The organism is Paenibacillus mangrovi (assembly GCF_022898935.1).
GTDB lineage: Bacteria > Bacillota > Bacilli > Paenibacillales > Paenibacillaceae > Paenibacillus_AQ > Paenibacillus_AQ mangrovi.
This window is the reverse complement of the sequence record NZ_JALIRP010000009.1, coordinates 83,914-106,218: the sequence shown is the minus strand read 5'-3', so window position 1 is coordinate 106,218 and position 22,305 is coordinate 83,914. Positions and strand designations below refer to the sequence as shown.

Here is a 22,305-nt window from a genome sequence, read left to right as displayed (position 1 = left end):
AAATGGCTGCTTCACTTTCCGCACTCCAGTTACTTAAACCCCGCAAAAGCCGATCCGGACTGCATGAAGAGCTTGGCGCTCCTACATACCCTTACGGCTTCATCGCTTCTCTCAGATGGAAGCTCCCTTGTGGATATTCGGCTGTCTTCGCTTTTCACCGCTCGCTAGCCCTCATTTCGGACTTTCACCGTAGAGATGACGCCCATGCTGGGCGTACGCAGAAAGGGATGTCGAGATTTCTGATTACATTTGACAAAGCCCACAGATTGCCCCTACCGGATATTCGATTACGGCCCCGCTGTTTTTTTCGAAATTCATCGGCTCCATTAGCACTTTACCCCCAAGCTTTTTACACGTTTCCAGACTCGCCCTCAAATCGCTCACAAAGAAAGTGGAGATCCATACAGAGGGAACGTTGGCAAAAATACCAGCCTGATGATGAACCCCTGCAACTGGTTGACCGTCCGATGTTGTCATTCTATAGTCGGTATAATCTCCTTTATTCATCTCGATGTGGTCCCATCCGATGACCTGTTTATAAAAATCACGCACTTCTTCGGCCTGATTGACGGTCACTACTATTGCTCCAAACATTGTTCCCGCTTTGTTATTATCCATTGTTCTTCTCTCCTTTAAAAATAGGTTTTATAAAGTTTCCAGTACTTTCAAAACATCTTCGGGTTCGACACGACGCATAAAGTTGGGATCAATGTGCGAAAAACGGATAACCCCTTGGCAATCAACCACAAAAGTCGCAGGTACAGGCAACACCCATCGCTCCATGGAATTGTATTCTTCCAAGTTCCCACCAAAGCCCTCCAACACGCTTTTTAGCGAATCTTGAACGTCGAACAACAATTTGAATTGACTAGCTACAAGACCTTCGGTATCGCTTAAGACATGGAAAGTAAGCTGTTCCTTCTCTTTCTGACTTAAAGTGTTATCAGGATTTTGCGGCGAAATGGCGATCAGATTAGCGCCGAGTTCCTGTATTTTGGGAAGAATCTCCTGATAAGCTCTCAGCTGCAGATTGCAAAACGGGCACCAACCGCCGCGGTAAAACGTCAAGATTATGGGCCCTTTTGCCAATTCATGATAAAGGTGAATCTTCGTTCCTACTGCATCCTGTAAAACGAAGTCCGGCACATTCTCGCCGACCTGTAAACCAGACACGTTACTTAGCTGTTGCACGTCTTCTATCGATTGTTGGATGTTGTGAAAAACCTTGTCCGGGAGGTTTGCTTTGAGGCTTTGTTCAATGACTTCCAGTTTTTTATTTAAATTTCCCATCATGAGTTTAGCCCTCCTCTATTATTGGATTTTTACTTTGTTCATCATTGGAATAAACTTGAGGTTTGCGCAGAAAGATTCCGATGATGACACCGATTATTGCAATTCCGGCAGTCAAGTAGAACGTCTCATCAAAAGCGGAAACAAATGCGGCTAATTCATTGACCTCATGTCCTCCCTGACCTGTATGCACCGATGTTCTGGATGCAAGGAGCCCGGTCAAGCCAGCTACAGCTATCGAAGTAGCAACTTGCAGCGTGGAAGTCGTGAGTGGTGTAACTCGACCTACCAGGTTGTATGGGGCGGAACTGAGCACGTATGTTTCAAGTGTCATAACCGTGAGACCCATACCGGCTCCGATCAGAAATAACGGAAGAAGTATCCAAATAGGCGAAGTATTCTGCCCCAATTGTGCAAACATAAATAGCGCGATGGTTACGATTGTAAATCCGGCCAGTGATACCGGACGAGCGCCGAACTTGTCGTACAACTTGCCCCCAACTGAAATGAAAATCATGGCAGCGACTGCCTGAGGAAGCAATGTCAACCCCGTGTTAAAAGAAGTATAATGCTTGATGGATTGTAGGAAGAGAGGAATCAGGATATTAACTCCAAACAGGCAAATTTGCGCGAGCCACATAAGGAGTACCCCTCGGGTAAAATGCGGGGAACGAAATACGCGTAGTTCCAATAATGGTTGCTTATGACGAAGTTCAACGATGATGAAGAGAAGAAGTGCTATCCCACCAATGATGAGTCCTGCAAATGTTTCATTGGATGTCCAATTCGATCTGCCGCCTTCGGTAAAGCCGTATGCCAACGCTGTGAAGGCAATGGGAGCTAGGATCATCCCCAGAATATCTAATCCTGGAACTTGAGTTTTCTCGGATTCGGGCAAATGCTTCTTTCCTAGCAGGAAAGCGATAAATCCGATTGGCACGTTAATCAAGAAAATCCATTCCCATGATGCGAATTCGATCAACCAACCGGAAAGGCTGGGACCCACAATTGGTGCAATTAGCATAGGGACACCGAGCAACCCCATGACTGACCCGCGTTTATCAGGAGGTGCAAGCCGGAAAATGAGAGCCATTCCGATTGGTGCTATCATTCCTCCCCCGAGTCCTTGAATGACTCTGTAAAAGATGAGTTGTTGCATGCTCTGGGCCGAGGCGCATAGTACCGAACTGATTGTGAAAATCGAGATGGTTATCAAAAAGATTCGTTTGGATCCGAACTTGTCAGTCAGCCATCCTGCAAGCGGTATGACTGCGGACAAGGCCAGCGTATACCCAGTAACCGTCCATTGGGTTGTAGATATTGTACTGCCAAACACCTGCTGAAAATTGTTTAGGGCTACATTAATGACGGTGCTGTCCAAAATGACCATGATCATTCCGAAGACGATGGCTAAGAGTGGTGTAATGATTACCTTCATTGAGAACGGTTGATCAGTAGAAGATGTGGCTGTTATGCGAGTTGACAGTTTTAACACCTTCTTTCCATGATTTTTTTTACAGAGATGTCTTATACTTGATGAATATAGATCAATCTGTTATTATTACCGTACGGTTTTAATAAAAACCAATCAGTAATCTGTGGTAATAATATATTCTTCGGTTGATGAAATGTCAAACATTTTTTTGAAAAAGAGGTGTCTAGATGAGCTTGTTAAAGCAAAGGATCATGGAGTCCGCGATGCGGTTGTTCTCCGAGAAAGGGTATGCATCAACTTCTATCCAGGATATTGCGAATGATTGCGGTATAGCTAAACCGTCGCTTTATAAATTCTTTACTTCGAAAGAAGATCTACTCATTGAGGTGTACGGTGATCGTGTTCAACGAATGTATGAGCAGGCAGAAGCAATAAAAGCCGATGATACTCTTTCTCCGAGGGATCGATTTATCCGTGAAACGTTGCATCAGATGCAATATTTTACGGATCTTAAATTCAACATTGAGTATCATAACCTATTTGTCGAGGAGACAGGGAAGTTCATCCCCTTTTGTCATTGTTTGAGATCTAAACAGTTTAATTATTATAAAGATTGCATATTATCTGCATTTGGGGAGCAACTGGAACCGTATATTTGGGAGTTGGTTATTTCATATCTCGGATTGATGAAGGAATTTACTCAATTGCCCGTGGCTGTGAACCATCCTATTCATTTGGAGAATGCTGCAATTTATATTGTGGATCGGATGGGCGACATGTCGGCAGGTATTGTAAAAAATATCTTTTCTCAGATCGTTCAGCCTTCCATTATGTCTGAGTATGTTCGATTAGGACTGGAAGGGAAGGAGATCCCGTTCGATAAACATAGGGCGGATGTCTTCGAAAATCTATTGTCAAGCATTAAGGAATTGCCAGCACTGAATTCTAGGAAAGAAGATTTGAATGAAGCTGCTCAGTTACTTAAGGAGGAAGCAGCAAAAGAGGAGCCTAAACGGATACTCATTCGTGCTCTGATCGAGTTCTTGGAGTCTCAGCATGAATTAAGAAATATTGTTGGCCAGATTCAGAAGTTACTTTTGTAACGATTTCATAAGTCCCGAAAAGACAAAACAGCCATTCCCCGGTCTCCCCGAAAAATGGCTGCTTCTCTTTCGCCTCCAATCACTTAAACCCCGTAAAAGCAGATCCGGATTGCATATAGTATTTTTGCCCGAAAAAATAGAGCAAAATCATCGGAATCGCCATAATCGTCGACGCGGCCATTAGCTTCTCCCATTGCGCCCCGTGGTCCTGCTGGAATCCCTGCAAACCGAGCGTAAGCGTCCATTTGGCAGAATCGTTCAAGTAAATAAGCGGTCCCATAAAGTCGGTATACGCACCCACGAAGGTAAATAAGGCAACGGTCGCTAAGGCAGGCTTCAGTGTTGGCAGAATAATTTGCGCGTAGATCCGGAATTCCGACGCCCCGTCCATTTTTGCTGCTTCAGACAGCTCTTTGGGAACGCCTAAGAGAAACTGCCTCAATAAGAAAATATAGAATGGCGCTCCGAAAAAAGCCCCGATTGTAAGCGGTAGAATGGTATTAATCCATCCGAGCTTCGCAAAAATGATGTATTGCGGAATCAATTGCACCTGCGACGGCAAAATCATCGTAGCCAATACGATCGCGAAAATAATTTTGCTCCCCACCCATGGGATTCGAGAAATCGAATAGGCGACAAGCGGAGCGGCAAACAATTGACCAATAATACATACCACACAGATAACCAGCGTGTTCAGCATATAGTGGCCAAACGGCACGGTTTCAAATGCGGCCTTGTAATTCGACCATTGAAAAGATGCCGGTATGATCCGCGGTGGCAGCTCGAAAATTTCATTCGACGACTTGAGCGAGGTGAACACTAGCCATACGAAAGGAAATAGAAAAAATACGGAGAAAAGGATTAACATCGTATGCGGAAAAATTTTCGTTCGAAGTAGCTTTGCAGCACTCATCCGCTATTCACCTCCGTAATAGACCCAGCGTCTGGATGTTTTCAGAACCAGCAGCGTAATCAGCATGACAATAATAAACAGGATCCAGGCGAGCGCCGAAGCGTAGCCCATCTTCAGATTCATGAAGGCTTCCTGGTACAGATTAACAGCGTAGAATAATAACGACTGCCCGGGGCCGCCAAGGGAGTTGCCCGATTTTCCTCCCGCAAGAATGTAAGATTCCGTAAAAATTTGAAACGCGCCGATCAGACCCATAATGAGCTGGAATAAAATAATCGGCGACAGCGCCGGGACTGTAATTTTCCAAAACCGATACCACCAGTTGGCTCCATCGACCTCCGCTGCTTCATAATAGGTTTGCGGAACGCCTTGAAGAGCTGCCAGAAAAATGAGCGCACCCGCTCCAGAGCCCCAAAGTCCCATCAGAATCAGGGAAGGCTTAGTAAACTGAGGGTCTAGCAGCCATGCCGGATCGGGAAGGCCTACCCAGCGCAGAAAAATGTTGACGAGACCGAAGTCCGGATTCAGCATCCATGTCCAGAGCAGGGCGCTCGCGACACCAGGAATAACCGCAGGTAGATAATATATCGTGCGATAATAATTGATCCCTTTGACTTTGAAGTTCAGCAGCATGGCAATGAGCAAAGAGCAAAGCAGCGTGATGGGAACAGATATGAACGCCATAAACAACGTATTGCTGATGGATTTATAAAAGTTGTGATCTTTCATAATCGCCTTGTAATTGTCTATGCCCACCCATCTTGGGGCGTTAAACAGATCATATTCCGTCAAACTGAAGTATAGAGAGCTGAAGAAAGGATATACGGTAAAAACCAGGAAACCGATGATCCATGGGGAAGCGAAGATGAGTCCAAGCCAAAAGTAATGCCATTCCCTTCTCGTCCAGCCCTTTCTCCTTAAAGACGTTTTGCCGGAGATGGAGTCTCTCATCTGCACGTCCTCCTCGTGATCGATTGGATCTAACCCGGCGCTATGAGCGGCTGAGTTAGATCCTCGTCCGGATTATTTGACTAGAGGCTGAATCTTATCTTTCACCCTTTTCAATCCTTCATCCACGCTGACTTCTCCGCGAAGAATCGCATTGTATTGCGTCGAGAACTCCGTCATATACTCCGACGAAAACGTTGTAGCCGGGAAGGAGTGCAAATTCGGACTCGAAGAATATTGCAAAAACTCCTGGAAGCCAGGCACATCCTTGTAAATTTCATTGGATTGCAGCGAAGTTCTGGTAGGCAAATTGCCGATGGCCGCGGTAAACTCCGCCATTTGGTCCGGTTCCGTGATCCATTTCAAGAATTTCCACGATTCCTCCGGATGTTTCACGCCTTTAGGAATATAAAATACACTTGTGGATACGTTGCCCGGATTTTTGAGATTTGGATTATTTTCATCGTAAGGGATTGGCGCAATGCCGTAATTTAAGTTCGGAGCGAACTGTTTGATAAATGTCGGCAGCCATTCGCCATCGATCGTCATCGCATATTTGCCTGTGAAGAAAGGATTCTGAGGTGACATGTACTGACCCAGTCCAGACGCAAACCGATCCAGCTCACTGGATCCGAACTGATCCCAAATCCCTTTTCCGAACTCGATGGCCGCTTTGACGCCTGCATTATCCGGAGTCACCTGCTTTTTGTCCGCATCGTAATAAGATCCGCCATAAGCGTAGCTGAACGTAAAGGCATCAACCCCCGGCCATAGGCCCAGCCGCTGAAGTTTTCCTCCATTCTCTTTGACACTCAGCTTCGTGATGTATTCTTTGAGCTGACCCATCGTTTCCGGAGGACCGCTCAGACCTGCTTTTTCCAGCACCTCTTTGTTATAAAACAGCATCGAGACGTGCATGGCAATCGGAATGGCATACGTTTTCCCTTTGGACTGGGAGGAGCTGAGAGCAGCAGGTACAAAATCGCCCAAATCGACGTTATCCTTCTTGATGTAATCATCCAGCGGCATCATGGCGCCCCGTTCTCCCCACGGTACGACATCCTGACCGAAATTGGACGCGACATCGGGCGGATTGCCTCCCGTAATGGCCGTCAATTGCTTCTGATAATCGCTTTGCGACAACCCTTTCACCTTAATATCGGGATTGGCATCATTCCACTTCTTGATCAATTTTTCGAGCGCTTCTCCTTCTGGACCAGTCCATCCATACCAAAAGCTAAGCTCAACCGATTCTTTTTTGGAATCGCCGCCCTTCGTTTCGCCGCTTTCCTTCCCGGGGCTTGGAGTATCTTTCCCGCTGCAGCCGGATAAAATCGCAAGCAAAAATACGAAGATTAGACCTAATATACTCCCTTTTCGCTTCATGTCTCTTCCCTCCTCAACTTGTGATAGCAACACCAACGAACCCGCGTTTTGCTGCCATCAACTATCCCATATGTTAGCATGTAAGCGTTTTAGTTAATTTCACTTTTGTCTCTTAAAGTTGGACTATCGTTAAAATTTAAACCTACTTGTTCATGGCCTGTTTTCGGAACTGATTGGGAGAAATGCCGGTATACTTTTTGAAAATTCTGCAGAAGTAAGCGAGCTCGTTAAACCCTGTGGCATAACATACCTCCGTGACCGATAATGACGGACGCTGCAGCAGAACAAGCGCGTTTGCGATGCGCAAATCAACAAGATAGCGGTTGAAGGTCTTGCCTGTCCACTCTTTAAACAACCTGCAAATCGTCGGCTTCGACATATTGGATATGGCGCAAATATGCTCCAGCTTCATGTCCTCATGCGCGTTTTGATCGATATATTCGACGACTTTATTCATCGTGTCCCGATACCTTTCGATTTTTTGGAATCCCGCTTTCACGAGCTCCCCATTCACCTGACGAATGATGATCGATAACAGCTGCAGCAGATTCGCTTTCAGAATGATTTGAAAAAACGGCGTACGTTCTTCATATTCGCTCAGCATATCCTGAAGCAAATTTCGAATTTTCCCATCCGTTACTCCATCAAAAACAATCTGCGAATGATGAGAGCAGTCCGAATGCAAGAAGTGCTTCAAATAGTTGACGTCAAAAAACGTTTGATCCCCGGACGGATCGTCAAATCTCTCGTTGATGAAGGGCGGCATAAATTCACAGCCTAAAATTTCAACCTTCTCTTTCTCGAAAGCCTGAATGCGATGCAGCGTAAAGGGAGGCACAAGAAACAGATCCCCTTTTTTGATTCGGTATTGCCGCGTGCCGAGCGTGTGTAAAAATTCGCCTTTGGATACATACCATATCTGAAAATAGTCATGAAAGTGGGTGGACAAGCTGACGAGGGTATCCATTCGATACATCTTGCAATGCAAGTCTTCCAGCATCTCCAGCTTGGAGTTAAAATAGATCACCCCTAAGCGGGTTAATGGTTCGATATCGAGCTTTTTCATCTCCAATAACTCCTCTCTACATATCCCCTTTTTCGTAACACCTGCACTTCGGTTACTATTCACTTCGCGTTTTACAACTCGTTACGTTAGTACAATCATTCCTTTCTGAAATCGAATAAAATTGAACCTTGAAATTTACAAAAATACAGGGAGTTGAAGCCTTTATGGCATCGAAAATCGCTTATTTGGATGGTTTAAGAGGTTTGGCGGCTTGCGTGGTCGTTGTTTCACATTTTTTTCAGGTATTTGCGCCGTCAGTCTTTGAAGGAAAACAGGAGATTGTCCACTTTGCCTTTGAAAGCTTTGCTGCACGGACACCGCTGAACGTATTGTTCAACGGCAATTTTTCCGTCTGCGTATTCTTCGTGTTGAGCGGTTTTGTGCTCAGCTGGCGATATTTTTGCACAAAAGATAAGATACATATCTACTCCTCCGCGCTGCGCAGATTTTTCCGATTGGCCGTTCCGGCTGCTCTGTCCGTCATATTCGCCTACGTGGTCATGCTATTGGGTTTGGGTTATTTTGACGATATTCGCCAAACGACGTTGTCATCGATGCCTGATCCTTTTGTGGCCAGTTCAAATGTCCTCGTCATGATTCAAGAGGCTTTATTCCGCACTTTCTTCACTTATGGATCCGCTTACAATCCCGTGTTATGGACCATGACCTATGAGCTGCTGGGTTCCTTCCTCATCTTTGGATTTCTTTTGACCGTCGGAAAATTCAGGTTTCGGTTTATCGGATATACGATCCTCACCGTGCTGCTCATTGATTCGTATTACTTGGGCTTTGTTCTCGGCATGGTTCTTAGTGACCTGAAGTACAGCGGCCGAAATTGGCTGACCGTCATTCAGCGGCCTTGGATCACCCCCTTTCTTCTTTGCGCAGGCCTATATCTTGGCTCCTACCCTTACGTAGGCACCGAGAGCACTGTATATTCCGTCCTGGTATGGAAGACCTCGTCCAACTTTTCGTTCTTTGTGTTTTACCATACGTTAGGCGCATGTTTAACCTTGATAGCCCTTCTGAATTCTTCTCGCCTCCAATCGCTATTCAGCCGAGAACTGTTCTCCTATCTTGGGAAAATATCGTTCTCCTTATATCTGCTCCACTTTACGATCATCTGCTCACTGGGATCCTACATTTTCTACCGACTACACCCCCTGTTCTCTTACGGCCTTAGCGTTACTTTCACCGTTATGCTAACCACCCCCTTCATCTTTGCACTAGCTCACTTATTTTATCGATTCATCGATGCAAAAACCCTTTCCACACTCAGTCAGTGGAGCAAGCGAATCTTCGATCCATTGATTCAGAAAAAGGCACGCACTATGCAGGCTGAAAAAGCAAAGAGCATATAAGAAAAACGTCTATCGATGTAATTTCAAAGAAGACAGACCGCATTTAGCAGTAGTTTTTCTTGCGATATAAGGATGTGGGCCATCCTCCGATCAAATCCTGCTCTATGCCCGCTTCTAAACGGGCCCAAACAAAAAAAAAGCAGCCATTCCCGGTCTTCCCGAAAATGGCTGCTTTACTATTCATCTTGCTTACAAGCTCTCCGGCAGCTCAATCCACTGATAAGGCTGCTTTGCGGTGATAAGCCTTCGATTTCTTTTATATAAACAACTAAACTTCCGCTGCTTCTCAATCCTTCGCGGTATACCAATAAGCAATTCCCACGAACAAAATGCCCCCGACCATGTTGCCAAGCGTAACTGGAATCAAATTCGCGGCCATCCCTGCCCACGAAACCGTCTCCGGATGCGGGATGAACAACGAGATTGACAGAAGGGTCATATTCGCCACGCTGTGCTCGAACCCGGAGGTGATGAAGGCGAACAGGCACCAGAAAATCATGACCAGCTTCGCCATCTCTTCCTTTAGCTTCATCGAACACCAAACCGCGAGACAGACAAGCGTATTACACAAAATGCCGCGCATGAACAGCTCCATAAACGGTGCATTCATCTTCGCGCTCGCAGCGTTGTTGATGAAGTCGGCCGTGCTGCCCTTCGCAAGCCCGGTAAAAACGAACAGCGCCGCCACCAGCATGGAACCGGCAAAATTGCCGGCATAGCTGTAAAGCCAAATTTTGAACGTATCCAGCCAGGTCGTTTTCTTGTTCAACGTGCTGACCATCATGACCATGTTATTCCCGGTAAACAGCTCTGATCCGGCCATTATGACAAGGCTCAGGGCGATGCCGAAGCTGACCCCCATCACGATCTTCGTGCTATGAGCGGGAGCGAGCATTCCGCCAATCGTAAAAATCAGAATGATGCCAAGCCCGACGAATAAGCCAGCCAGCATGGAAGAGACGAGGTATTTGCCCAAACTCCGGTTCATCAGGTTGACCTTAGCCACGCCCGCGTTTTCAACGATTGGGATCGTGTTTTTCATGTTAGCTCAGCCCTCCAACGTAGACGAAACCGTCAATGACCGCCGTCTCGTATGTCTTGATGCAACCGTCATCCGGTTTTTGAACTTCTCCGGTTATCAGCGAGATTTTCCAGTCATGCAGCGGGCAAAAAACGAATTCCCCCGATACGATCCCCTCGGCCAGCGGCCCGTTTTTATGCGGGCATCGGTTGCTTACGGCACGCACCTCGCCGTTTGACAGCAGGAATAATGCGATAGATTGATCGAGCACGCGCACCTCCTTGCCGATTTGCGGCTTCAGATCCTCCAGCTTTATGACTTTCACCAGTTCTTTTGTAGCGCTCATGCGGCTCCCTCCCCGTTATGGTCTTTCCACCGTATACATGCTGCGGCGTTCCTCATTTTCCAGCGCGGTTTTCCAGGCTTCGCTGTAGGTTCTTTTTGCCGCTTCGAATCGGTCATTCAGCATAGCGATTTCCGCTTCATCTGCCAGCATTTGGCGCACCCAATCCGCACTCATCCGGTTCACCCAAGGGGCTGTCCGTTCGCCGTATATGCCTGTTTCCCGGTACAGCTGGACGTAAGCTTTAGCAAAACGAATCACTTCATCCTCCGTTGCCACGGTCGTCAAGCTGTCGCATTCCCGTACTTCGGTACCGCCGTTTCCGCCAAAATAAAGCTGATACCCGTTCTCCACACAAACCACGCCAAAATCCTTCGTCAGCACTTCGGCGCAGTTCCGCGGACAGCCGGTAACGCCCATTTTCGTTTTGTGCGGCGTATCGACCATCTCGATTTCCTGCTCGAGCCGAATGCCAAGCCCTAACGCATCCTGCGTGCCAAAACGGCAAAATCTCGAACCGACGCACGATTTGACATTACGCAGCGATTTGGAGTAGGCATATCCCGAACGCATTTCAAGCTCTTCCCATACTTTCGGTATATCCTCTTTTTTCACGCCGTACAAGCCGATGCGGCTTGCGCCCGTGATTTTGACCAGCGGCACCTCGTATTTCTTCGCCACCTCGCCGATGCGGATCAGATCCTCCGGCGTCGTTGTTCCACCGTACATCCGCGGAATGACGGAGAAGGTGCCATCATTCTGAATATTGCCCTCCATCCGCTCGTTGACGTACCGGGAGGCCTTGTCGTCGGCATACGTATCGGGACGCAGCATCCGCAAATAATAGTTCAGCGCTGGACGACATTTCGAGCATCCTTCCTCATGCTTAAACCCGAGGACCATGCGAACTTCCCGTGGCGATTGCAGTCCTTTCTCCCGAATTGCAGCGACCACTTCATCGCGGGAGAGCGTCGTACAGCTGCACATACCTGCAGCCTTTTGCGCCGATGCGTCAAATTTGTCACCGAGCGTATGCGCAAGGATCGCTTCGACCATGCCGCGGCATTTGCCGCATGAACCGCCAGCTTTCGTTAGCGATTTCACTTCATCAAAGGTAGTCAATCCATTCTCGAGGATTGCGCCGACGATTGTTCCTTTGGTCACCCCGTTGCAGCCGCAAATCGTCTCATTGGCACTGATCGATGAGATATCCAGCCCGCTATCTTCCCCGGCCTTATGCAGCACGGACGCGCTCGTATATTCCTGAATGTCGCTTCCTTTTTTCAGCATGTTGAACAGCCGAGTGCCATCCGATACATCCCCGTAGAGAACGACACCGACGACCTTCCCGTCACGAACCAGCACTTTTTTATAGGCTCCGGTGAATTCGTCCTGAACGACAATCGCTTTCGTATTCTCATCAGCATGAATTTCCCCGCCGCTAAACAGATCGCAGCCCGCCACCTTCAACTGCGTGGACAACACGCTGCCAGGGTACCCTTCCGTTGGCTGGCCCGTCATATAGTCTGCGAGCACGACTCCCTGCTCATATAACGGCGCCACGAGTCCATAAGCAATTCCGCGGTGCTCGGCGCATTCGCCGACCGCATAAACGTACGGATCCGAAGTCTGCATAACGTCATTGACTTGAATGCCCCGGCCTACTGTCAGCCCTGCTTCCCGCGCAATCGCGACATTCGGACGGATGCCGACAGCCATCACGACGAGATCGCATTCGACGCTTGTTCCGTCTTCGAATCTCAGGCCTTGTACCCGCCCATCGCCGCAGATTTCCGATGTCTTTTTCTCCATCAGGAACTTCATACCTTGGGCTTCAAGGTCACGCTGCAGCAGCTTCGCGGCTGCTGGGTCCAGCTGCATCTCCATCAGATACGGCAGCAAATGAACGACATGTACGTCCATTCCTTGATTCATCAGACCGCGCGCCGCTTCTAGCCCAAGCAATCCGCCCCCGATGACAACCGCCTTTTTATATTGTTTGGCCGCTTCCAGCATCATTTTCGTGTCTTCAATCGTCCGGAAGCCAACTACTCCTTCCAGGTTGTGCCCTGGCACGGGCAAAATAAAAGCACTCGATCCTGTCGCAATGATCAATTCGTCGTAAGGAACGACAGTCCCAAGATCCGTCTTAACCTCCTTAGTCCCCCGATCGATCGCCACGACACGCTCATTCTTCAGCAAATGTATATCATTGGATTGATACCAATCCCAATCATTGATCGTAATTTCTTCGAAAGTCGTTTTACCTTGCAGCACAGGGGACAGCATGATGCGGTTATAATTTGGATAAGGTTCGTCCCCAATCATCGTCACATCAAAGCGTTCGCGATCGCGGCGAAGAATCTCCTCGATGCACCGCGCTCCTGCCATGCCATTGCCAATCATCACTAATCTCTTTCTCATTGCCATGCCTCCCCTGCAACATTGTGAAATATATCACACCGTTAGCGTAGCCTATTTTTGTCTATTCTGGATGTGAAAAAGATCATAGAAATGAGAAAAAATTTTAAATTGAGGAAAAGAAAATTTTAGGGAGTGGATGTTTATCTTTTACAGTAATTGCCGACTGAAAGCCCATGGTTTTAATCGTGGGATGAAAGACGACTTTGCCAGAACATCCCTTCATGGGATGGGCTGGGAAAACACATAGCACATGTGCGTGTGTTTTTCTTTTTATTCAATTGTTGTAGTTGTACAGTTAAACTGATACAATTGTTTTATGGGACAAGAATATAGACGTACAACTACAACAGTATCTCTCATTAACTATCATTTTGTTTTCTGCCCTCGTTATCGAAGAAAAGTGTTAGTAAAACAAGTGGAAATTCGATTCAAGGAGCTATTGGCTGAAATATGCCATCAGAATAACTGGCTTATTGTGGCAATGGAAGTGATGCCCGATCATGTCCAACTGTTCCTGAACTGTCTTCCCACCGATTCTCCATCAGACGTCATGGCAAAAGTGAAAGGAGTGACCTCTCGAATATTAAGGCAGGAGTTTAAGCATCTTGCTCATTTGCCTAGTCTGTGGACACGTTCTTTTTTCGTTAGTACAGCAGGAAACGTATCCAGCGAAACAGTAACGCGTTATGTTGAAGAACAAAAGAAAAGGGGGTGAACACATGCAAGCTTTAACCATAAAGATACGCATATTTCCTGATCAACCAGCCATTCTACGTCAATTGGGAAATGAATACATTCGGGTAGTCAATCAACTAACCGAACAGGCTGAACAACTGGGGGCATTTCCGAAAATGACTACAAAAGATGTAGAAACAATTCTTCCGTCTGCCGTTTGTAATCAAGCGATTCGTGATGCCAAAAGTGTTTTCAGTAAAATCAAGAAACTTGGTGTTCGTCCAATTCTTAAAAAACCTGTATATTTCGTTAACAATCAAAACTACACGGTATCCGAAAATACAGTTGCTTTCCCGATCGTTGTAGATGAAAAGACGAAGAAAACAACGTTTCGTGCTACAACAACTAGTAGAGATATGGAGCTGTTAAGAAAAGCCAAACTTGGATTGATGCGTATCATTGAAAAGTCAGGGAAATGGTACGCTCAAATTTCGGTAGAAGTGCCTACAAGCGTAACCAACAACGAAAACATCATGGGTATTGATCTTGGATTGAAAGTTCCCGCTGTTTCTGTAACTTCTACAGGTAAAACCCGATTCTTTGGAAACGGCAGACAAAACAAGTACATACGAAGAAAGCACCAACAACGTAGACGTATATTAGGTAAACTCAAAAAATTGTCTGCCATTCGCAAGCTAGGTCATAGAGAGCAACGTTGGATGAAAGATCAAAACCATAAGATTAGTCGGCAAATTGTCGATACAGCCATTCAGGAAGGTGTGTCAATCATCAAGCTTGAACGACTAGAGAATATCCGCAAGACGGCAAGAACAAGCCGCAAAAACGCAAAGAATCTGCATCATTGGACATTCTATCAGTTTCAACAATTCATCTCCTACAAAGCAAACCTTGTCGGCATAAAGGTTGTGGAGGTAAATCCTGCCTACACTTCTCAAACTTGTCCTGCCTGTGGGGAGAAGAACAAAGCGAAAGACAGAAGGTACGAATGTCCATGCGGATTCAACGCTCATCGTGATCGAGTTGGAGCGATCAATATCATGAATCACCCTGTGGCAGATGGTAACAGTCTGTCAGCCTGAGATGCTATATGCACTGTCTTAGGACGGGCTGATGAGACAGCCCTGAACTTGGGGGAACTACGGTTAGCAGAAATGCACGACCGACTACCACCCAAGAATCCCAATGATACCGAAGGTGTCAGCTTGCGGCTTTAGCCGTGGGAGTCTCAAATATACAAGGTATATCGCAAACGGATTTAACATAAACATTCGTTTTAGCTATAAACCGCTCATTTTTGGAGGGGTATAGTAACAAATTTGAAATCGTGGAGAAGAATAAAGGAGGTATTTATGAATAAATATATGCGATTGTTTCAAGGTACTGCATTTTCTAGCAAGTCATCTAAAGAAATTCAAATATTAAAAGACTATCTGTTCTGCATCAATCGTGATGGGATGATTGAAAAAGTCATAGCGCCAGAGAATTCCGATTATCAACCATTACTTGATGCTTATCAAGGCAAAGACAACTTCCACCAGTTAGCTGAAGGCCAGTATTTCTTGCCCGGATTTGTCGATTTGCATGTCCATGCACCGCAATGGGCCCAATCCGGAACGGCATTAGACATTCCGCTTTATGATTGGCTGAACACGTATACCTTCCCGCTTGAATCCAAGTTCTCGGATCTCAATTTTGCGCAAGAAGTCTACGATGATTTGGTTGGCACCTTACTCGCAAACGGAACGACGACGGCCCTTTATTTTGCAACCGTTCATAAAGAATCCAGTTTATTGTTAGCCGAAATATGCGCCAAGAAAGGCCAACGTGGACTAGTCGGGAAAGTGGTCATGGATGATCCAGAGCAAAATCCGGAAAACTATCGCGACGCTGATACCCAGACGGCACTGGCAGATACGGAGGAATTTATTCTCGCTGTAAAAGATTTGGCCAAATCGACCAAACAAGGCGTTTATCCCGTCGTGACACCAAGGTTCATTCCAAGCTGTACGGATGATGCTTTAAAAGGTTTGGGAGAGCTGGCGGATAAATATGACGCGTATGTTCAATCGCACTGCAGCGAAGGTGACTGGGAGCACGGCTATGTACAAGATCGATTCCATAAAAACGATGCTTTTGCCCTGCATGATTTTGGGTTATTGCGCGATAAGTCTGTTATGGCACATTGCAATTTCCTGAACGACGATGACGTTGATTTATTTACCGAAACCGGGACGGCTGTTGCCCATTGCCCAATATCCAACGCTTATTTAGCCAATAGTGTCATCCCGGTAGCCCACTTCCATGCCAAAGGCGTAGAGATCGGCTTAGGGACTGATATTTCTGGAGGTTTTTCGCCTAGTCTTTTTGATAACCTCAGACAAGCCGTCATCTCTTCAAGAATGCTGGAGGATGGCGTTAACGCATCCCTTCCTGCCGGAAATCGCGGCGTACCGGGGTCACGCATTACGGTTGACGAGGCTTTCTACCTTGCTACTGCCGGCGGCGGGGAAAGTTTAAGCTTACCCATCGGCCGTATTCAAGAAAACTATGCATGGGATGTACAAATCATCGACACCAAACTTCCATCCGCCAAATTGCCGATTTTTAATGAAAATGAAGATTTGCATGACGTTTTCCAAAAAATCATGTACCTGACCCGGCCTGAACATATCCGCGAAGTCTGGGCTCAGGGCGAAAAAGTTCATTCACGTTAAAAACACAAGAAAAACGTCTATCTCGTATCTTCAAAGAAATGGCTTCGGAGATGCAGTGGGAGCCGTCGACCGTGACCACTTTTTGACGAATCTGATGCTGTACTGGCTGACTGGAACGGCAAATTGTTCGGCAATAATGTATTATGAAAGAGCGCATGATCTGGCAGCGATATCCGCCATTTCTTCAGCCGGTCCTTACACATATGGCTTAGAAAAAATGCTAGGAGAAGACAGGAGGCTGCTGCATGAACACAAAAAAGACGACGCGAAATTCGGGTTCAGGAAGTGAAAAAGAATCCGTCAAAGTACTCGATTCCCGCGCCTTGAATCGCGCCACGCTCGCTAGGCAAATGCTGCTCTGTCGCGCAGATATCCCCGTTTTGGATGTTGTCGAAAAATTGATCGGTCTGCAAGCTCAAGCTCTAAACGCGCCGTATTTCGCTTTATGGTCCCGAATGGAAAACTTTCAGCAGGAACAACTATCGGAGCTTATTCGGGATCGGAAGGTGGTACGCATGGCCCTAATGCGTTCCACCCTTCACTTGGTTTCTGCTCCTGATACCCTGCAGCTTCGCCCATGGCTGCAGGGCGTCATGGAGCGGAGCTTAAAGGGTGCCTATGGTCAACAGCTCAAAGATATGGATCTCGGGCAACTGGCTGCGCTCGGACGGAAACTAGTCGAAGACAAACCGATGACGTCCAGCGAATTGGGCCAGTATTTGCTAGAACATTGGCCTGAACTTCCTTCAAAGGCTGCTACGGCTGCCATACGGAATTTGGTGCCGCTTGTACAAATACCGCCGCGGGGGATTTGGGGCGAAAGCGGACAAGCCACGCATACTTCGTTGGAAGCATGGCTTGGTCAATCACTATGCCCAAGGCCTGATACAGAAATCTTGATACGGCGGTATTTGGCGGCGTTTGGTCCGGCTACAGTCAAAGACATCCAGGTATGGTCAGGACTTACCGGTTTAAATAAAACGATTGAAAGGCTTCGTCCTGAGCTGGTTACCTTCAGGGATGCGCAAGGGGCAGAATTATTCGATCTGCCCGATGCTCCGCGGCCTGATGGAAGTACCCCAGCGGAGCCGCGGTTTCTCGGCGAGTTTGACAATATCCTATTGTCCTATGCGGACCGCAGCAGAATACTGGATGACAGGTACCGCAGTCGCGTATTCACGATAAACGGAATTATCCGATCAACGATACTCATCGACGGATATGTTTCCGGAACTTGGAAGTTGATAAGTGAACGAAAGAAAACTGTTTTGAGCATTGAATCTTTCATTTCACTTTCCCAAAAAGAGACCGACGCTTTAATGACTGAAGGCGCGCGTCTGCTTCATTTCGCGGCACCGGAGAATCATTCCCAAGAAGTTATTATTCATCCCAAATAGCGGCAACTGGAACATGGCTTCACAGGAAATCTTCAGATGGAAGAAGAAGCTGAGCGAATGTCGTCAGCTTCTTCTTGCGTCTAGAACTCTGCTTGATCAGGATGCTTCTTTTTGCGGTGCCAGACAAATATTATGGGGTTTGCTTCACGTAAGTTCCTTTAATGAACTGATACATAAAGTCGTACAGCTGGCGCACTGCCGGGTCTTGGCTTCTCGCGCTGTCCAGTAGGGCTGTATTGCCCTGATAGTAGGCTTTGAATACATTTTTCATATAGCCGTAGTCAATTCCGCCGTTTAAGTATTCAATATATTTCTGCCGGAAGGAAGGATCCGTGTTCATCCGCTCGTCAAACTCCATCTCCACACCCATGTGATACTGCTTCGCGAGAGTGGCTGCCGTCTCAATACGTTCGATCGGGACTTCGTCGAAGAAATAATTCGGCTGCAGTGCAGCGACATCAAAGCCGAGCTGTTTCCCGGCATAGTTTTGGTTGCCAAAGAAGTAAGGAATCCAGTAAAATCGTTTCTTCTCCTTGTGCACCAATTGGCTTGCATATTGAATCAGGTTTCGGTCGTCTTCATCGTCCGCACCTTCCGCTACCCAGTACATGCCGGCCAGCTCCAGGTGGGAATACCCGGCGCTGCTCCAGCGCTTACGCAGCTCATTCATATACCACTCCACAGCTTTTTTCCGATTGGCGAATGCAGCTTCGTTCCCGACCTCTGCGGACACCATATTTTCCGAAATGCCGTCGCCATCGACATCACCGAAATCGCTAAGCGACTTTCCCGGATTCGGAATCATCAGCACCACTTTCGTTTTATGCTTGCGGTCTCCAAGCTTGACCGCCGTTTCCTTCGTCGCCTCATCCAGCTGCTTCAAATTGCCCTCCGGAGCAAAGGTTTTGTCTAGATACCACTTCCAGTTCGTCAGGTTTGCCGTGCCTGTTTCGTAGCTACCGCTCCAATGCTCGCCCCACAAGCCGAGATACAGCACGCCGTCATATAACCAATCTTTGGGCTGACCGTTCGGATCGACATAGCTGATGTAAGGGACGATGTTCTCTTTGGTCCAGTCGCCTTCCCCATGGTCATACCAGCCGTTGTACAGCAGCACCAGATTATTGATTCCTCCGGTGGTTTCAGCTTGGGCATAAGCAGGTTCGTCCACCGATATTTTGGCGGATTTCTTGTCCTTTCCATCAACGCCCAATACTTCAATTTCATCGAGGAAAGCAAACGTCCCCGCCACGAACGTTACTTTGACGTAACGCGCTTGAGCCATTACCGCATGTGGATTGCCGTTCGAAGGTACGCCGTCCGTTTCCCCATTCCATTGATAAAACTGATCGGTCGCCGGTCCCGGCTCCCATATTGGTATTTTCGTATTGATATGCGCCAACGTGCCCCAATGCTCGCCATCCATGGATACATACATAGACACCGTGTTCGGATAGAAAATGCCGACCTCGGAATGCTGCATGAAATGGGCCTTCACCTCGCTGATCGATTTCAATTCGCCCAGGTCAAAGACGACCTCTCTCACTTTGCCTCTCAAATGGCCCTGCCAGGCAGGGCTCGTAAATGTCAGGCTTGGATCGTAGACGCCATCGGTCAGTTCATCGTTTCGATCCGGGTAATTGTCTTCGGGATTCTCCGAAAGCGTATATGTCAAGCCTGCAACTAAATTTCTCGGCTGTGCCTGATCCCCTCCGGCCTTCACCATCGATGCATTCATAGTAAGCATCATTCCGGCGAGTCCCAAAAACAGCAGCTTACGTCCGATATTCCCCATGAATCTCATCGGTTCAACCTCCGATTATATTTTATAAGTTGCTAGAATCACTGGCTTGCAGTTCTGCTTCTGACTGTTTCTCGTAGGTCCCTTTGATGAATTGGTACATCCAGTTCATGCGCTCATCGCACTCGATTTCCACCCCCATTCCGTATGTTATCGCCAGCTCGGCCGTATCCTGAATTCTCTCCTCCCTTGTATCGTTAAAGAAATGATTCGGCTGCAGCACAGCTGCGTCGAATCCGAGCTGTTTCCAATGAAATGCACGGTTGCCGTAAAAGAACGGAATCCAGAAAAACTTCAGCCCCGCGCGATACACCACGCTGCTCTTGTAGCGGATCAGCTCTTCTTCGTGTGGATTAGAGTAGCTGACCACTTCGCTGAGCCAATACATGCCTGTCAATTCCAAATGATGAATATTGCCCTGCCTGCCATCGCACCTATGTTTACCCTCTTACTCTTCGCGTTCAAATCATTCCCGACTTCCTGATGAAGTAAAGTATAGCACTACCTTTTTCATCCTCTTTATATTTTTGTATGAAGTTTTTGGATTATCGTCCATTCACTTAAATACATATTACGGACGCTCGTCACATGTATACTTTTTCGCGAATAAGAGTCTCGGTTGTTTCCCAAAGATTCTTGCGGAATATCCCGTCATATACTTGCTCATGCGCCTGACTCGGCTGTATTTCGTTAAAATACTGACCGTTCACCCCCTCCAAATCAGCGGATAGAGCGAGGTGTAAAATGGCATCCGCGCCGACTTGAACCTCTCCTAAAGGGGAGAACCCGCTTTGATGCACTATTTTCGTATTAAGCTGGGTACCGGGATGTATCGCATTGAAAGTGACTTGTCGGCTGCCATATCGTTCGGCAAGCTCGATAGTCCAAGCGATCATGGCCAGCTTGCTTCGCGTGTATGCCTGCAGACGGGAATAATTTTGTTCCAGCATAAGATTGGTTAAGTCTACGAAACTCTGACCTTTCGACGCCACATTGATTGTTCTGGAGGATTCTTTAGTGAGAAGAGGAAGCAATTCGTACGTAAGCAGAAATGGAGCTAAATAGTTAACGGCTAACCGGTATTCGTAACCATCCTTGCTAACATCACGGATCGTTTCCTTCAGGTCTCCTCCGCCAACTCCCGCATTATTGATCAACACATCAAGCTGACGGTGAGTCGCTTTTATCCCTTCTGCCAGCTGTTTGACCTCGAGTAACGACGACAAGTCCGCCGCAAAGCAGCTGATTTTAGGATTGCCAGTCAGATTAATAATTTCATGCATAACTGCATCGCACTTTTCACTGCTTCTACCGTGTACAAGTATGGAAGCTCCTTTGCGTGCTAAATCAATCGCGGTTTGTTTCCCTATGCCATCAGTGGCTCCCGTAATCAGAATCACCTGTTCTTCTATTAGTTTCATGGCCGGCTCTCCTCTAAATTCAAATTTGAAATGAGCATAGCAGGCATTTTATAATTGAACCAGTTAGTAAAATAACTAGGATCAAGATGGTTCATGGAAGGTAACGATATGGACATCCAACAAAATCGAAAGCTATTGGGGAATTTCCTGAAGTCCCATCGAAACCGCATCTCCCCCGAGCAAGCAGGACTGCCCGTTGGTCATACGTATCGGAGAACTCCGGGCTTACGGCGCGAAGAAGTTGCGCACCTGGCGAATGTCAGCATCACTTGGTATACATGGCTGGAGCAAGGGAGAGAAGTTTCAGCTTCCCCGGAGGTTTTGGACAGCATTGGCCGTGTGCTGGATTTAACCGCAGCAGAGCGGGAATATATGCACAAACTTGCGGGGCGTTATGTCACTCAGGAACAAAGTACGGCTAGACATAAGTTAACTCCAGCTTTTACCCAAATGGTTCAAGATATGCCGTATCCATGCGTAGCCCTTGGAGCACAGAATGAATTGATCGCATGGAACGATTTGGCCTGCAAGATTCTGATCGACTTCTCGTTGCTGCCCGCGGAAGAACGGATCATGCTGCGTCTTAATTTCCTGAACGCCGAGCTGCGCAGCAAGATAGTGAACTGGGAGCAGGCAAACCAGATTTCATTAGCGTTTTTCCGAAAATTATACGCCCCCTATTCTAATCAAGAGTGGCATATTCGCCTAGTTGATGAACTTATAACAGGCAGCAAAGAGTTCTCCGAATGGTGGGTGAAGCACGAAGTGGCCGAGAAAAACGGTCTTCAGGTGGAGATTCGTCATCCTGTGGCCGGACACATGCACTTCGAGATTATTACGTTTAATCAGATCAACGATCTTGAAGGAACAATGTGTTGCTTGTATGCTCCATTACCCGGCTCAGGAACCGCCGAAAAGTTGTTACAAATCCAGTCAAAATCCCTCAAATGATCCATGTGGTTCAGTGGTTCATGGAGGGTTTTTCC

20 protein-coding genes are annotated in these 22,305 nt (G+C 47.1%); 7 read left to right on the top strand and 13 right to left on the bottom strand.

Features of this window, described 5'->3' with window-relative positions; translation table 11 throughout:
- Positions 1–243: 243 nt before the first annotated feature.
- Genes MUG84_RS20775 through MUG84_RS20765 form a run of 3 tightly spaced genes read right to left on the bottom strand, consistent with a single transcriptional unit; the run spans position 244 to position 2,728 of the window.
- The gene (locus MUG84_RS20775) at positions 244–618 is read right to left on the bottom strand and encodes a VOC family protein (RefSeq protein WP_244728453.1); all 375 of its coding nucleotides are present in this window, start codon (positions 616–618) and stop codon (positions 244–246) included.
- 27 nt (positions 619–645) lie between these two features.
- A complete protein-coding gene (locus MUG84_RS20770) occupies positions 646–1,293 on the bottom strand; it encodes a peroxiredoxin-like family protein (RefSeq protein WP_244728451.1) in 648 nt (215 codons plus the stop codon).
- 4 nt (positions 1,294–1,297) lie between these two features.
- A complete protein-coding gene (locus MUG84_RS20765; protein WP_244728449.1) occupies positions 1,298–2,728 on the bottom strand; it encodes an MDR family MFS transporter in 1,431 nt (476 codons plus the stop codon).
- A gap of 224 nt (positions 2,729–2,952) precedes the next feature.
- Here MUG84_RS20765 and MUG84_RS20760 point away from each other — a divergent pair, with 224 nt between their 5' ends.
- The gene (locus tag MUG84_RS20760; protein ID WP_244728447.1) at positions 2,953–3,828 is read left to right on the top strand and encodes a TetR/AcrR family transcriptional regulator; all 876 of its coding nucleotides are present in this window, start codon (positions 2,953–2,955) and stop codon (positions 3,826–3,828) included.
- Positions 3,829–3,907: 79 nt separating this feature from the next.
- Here the strand turns inward: MUG84_RS20760 and MUG84_RS20755 are convergent, their stop codons facing one another.
- The 4 genes from MUG84_RS20755 to MUG84_RS20740 form a co-directional block, all read right to left on the bottom strand.
- The gene (locus tag MUG84_RS20755) at positions 3,908–4,741 is read right to left on the bottom strand and encodes a carbohydrate ABC transporter permease (RefSeq protein WP_244728445.1); all 834 of its coding nucleotides are present in this window, start codon (positions 4,739–4,741) and stop codon (positions 3,908–3,910) included.
- A 3-nt stretch (positions 4,742–4,744) separates the two neighbouring features.
- Positions 4,745–5,692 (bottom strand): carbohydrate ABC transporter permease, encoded by a 948-nt coding sequence (locus MUG84_RS20750; protein ID WP_244728443.1) that lies wholly within the window; start codon positions 5,690–5,692, stop codon positions 4,745–4,747.
- Positions 5,693–5,764: 72 nt separating this feature from the next.
- Positions 5,765–7,075 (bottom strand): ABC transporter substrate-binding protein, encoded by a 1,311-nt coding sequence (locus MUG84_RS20745; protein WP_244728441.1) that lies wholly within the window; start codon positions 7,073–7,075, stop codon positions 5,765–5,767.
- Between the two features lie 142 nt (positions 7,076–7,217).
- Positions 7,218–8,141, bottom strand: a complete 924-nt coding sequence (locus tag MUG84_RS20740; protein WP_244728439.1) for an AraC family transcriptional regulator — start codon at positions 8,139–8,141, stop codon at positions 7,218–7,220.
- A gap of 164 nt (positions 8,142–8,305) precedes the next feature.
- Between MUG84_RS20740 and MUG84_RS20735 the strand changes: the two genes are divergently transcribed.
- A complete protein-coding gene (locus MUG84_RS20735; protein ID WP_244728437.1) occupies positions 8,306–9,502 on the top strand; it encodes an acyltransferase family protein in 1,197 nt (398 codons plus the stop codon).
- Between the two features lie 286 nt (positions 9,503–9,788).
- Here the strand turns inward: MUG84_RS20735 and MUG84_RS20730 are convergent, their stop codons facing one another.
- From MUG84_RS20730 to nirB, 3 genes are read right to left on the bottom strand one after another with little or no spacing between them, the layout of a single operon-like run.
- A complete protein-coding gene (locus MUG84_RS20730) occupies positions 9,789–10,544 on the bottom strand; it encodes a formate/nitrite transporter family protein (protein ID WP_244728435.1) in 756 nt (251 codons plus the stop codon).
- 1 nt (position 10,545) lies between these two features.
- Positions 10,546–10,869 (bottom strand): nitrite reductase small subunit NirD, encoded by a 324-nt coding sequence (nirD, locus tag MUG84_RS20725; protein ID WP_244728433.1) that lies wholly within the window; start codon positions 10,867–10,869, stop codon positions 10,546–10,548.
- Between the two features lie 15 nt (positions 10,870–10,884).
- Positions 10,885–13,290 carry a nitrite reductase large subunit NirB gene (gene nirB, locus MUG84_RS20720; RefSeq protein WP_244728431.1) on the bottom strand — a complete coding sequence of 802 codons (2,406 nt, stop codon included), beginning with the start codon at positions 13,288–13,290 and terminating at the stop codon, positions 10,885–10,887.
- A gap of 316 nt (positions 13,291–13,606) precedes the next feature.
- Here nirB and tnpA point away from each other — a divergent pair, with 316 nt between their 5' ends.
- From tnpA to MUG84_RS20700, 4 genes are all read left to right on the top strand, one after another.
- Positions 13,607–14,005, top strand: a complete 399-nt coding sequence (gene tnpA / locus MUG84_RS20715) for an IS200/IS605 family transposase (RefSeq protein ID WP_244728429.1) — start codon at positions 13,607–13,609, stop codon at positions 14,003–14,005.
- 4 nt (positions 14,006–14,009) lie between these two features.
- On the top strand, positions 14,010–15,065 hold the full coding sequence (locus tag MUG84_RS20710; protein WP_244728426.1) for an RNA-guided endonuclease InsQ/TnpB family protein: 1,056 nt from the start codon (positions 14,010–14,012) through the stop codon (positions 15,063–15,065).
- Positions 15,066–15,335: 270 nt separating this feature from the next.
- The gene (gene guaD, locus MUG84_RS20705; RefSeq protein ID WP_244728424.1) at positions 15,336–16,700 is read left to right on the top strand and encodes a guanine deaminase; all 1,365 of its coding nucleotides are present in this window, start codon (positions 15,336–15,338) and stop codon (positions 16,698–16,700) included.
- 245 nt (positions 16,701–16,945) lie between these two features.
- Entirely contained in the window at positions 16,946–18,097 is a 1,152-nt protein-coding gene (locus MUG84_RS20700; RefSeq protein WP_244728422.1) for a winged helix DNA-binding domain-containing protein, read from the top strand.
- Between the two features lie 130 nt (positions 18,098–18,227).
- Here the strand turns inward: MUG84_RS20700 and MUG84_RS20695 are convergent, their stop codons facing one another.
- The 3 genes from MUG84_RS20695 to MUG84_RS20685 all read right to left on the bottom strand — a co-directional run bounded on the left by MUG84_RS20695 (position 18,228) and on the right by MUG84_RS20685 (position 21,319).
- A complete protein-coding gene (locus MUG84_RS20695; protein WP_244728420.1) occupies positions 18,228–19,901 on the bottom strand; it encodes a DUF4855 domain-containing protein in 1,674 nt (557 codons plus the stop codon).
- A gap of 22 nt (positions 19,902–19,923) precedes the next feature.
- A complete protein-coding gene (locus MUG84_RS20690; RefSeq protein WP_280521437.1) occupies positions 19,924–20,301 on the bottom strand; it encodes a DUF4855 domain-containing protein in 378 nt (125 codons plus the stop codon).
- Positions 20,302–20,482: 181 nt separating this feature from the next.
- Entirely contained in the window at positions 20,483–21,319 is an 837-nt protein-coding gene (locus MUG84_RS20685; RefSeq protein WP_244728415.1) for an SDR family NAD(P)-dependent oxidoreductase, read from the bottom strand.
- A 108-nt stretch (positions 21,320–21,427) separates the two neighbouring features.
- Here MUG84_RS20685 and MUG84_RS20680 point away from each other — a divergent pair, with 108 nt between their 5' ends.
- Positions 21,428–22,270 (top strand): helix-turn-helix transcriptional regulator, encoded by an 843-nt coding sequence (locus tag MUG84_RS20680; RefSeq protein WP_244728413.1) that lies wholly within the window; start codon positions 21,428–21,430, stop codon positions 22,268–22,270.
- Positions 22,271–22,305 lie beyond the last annotated feature (35 nt).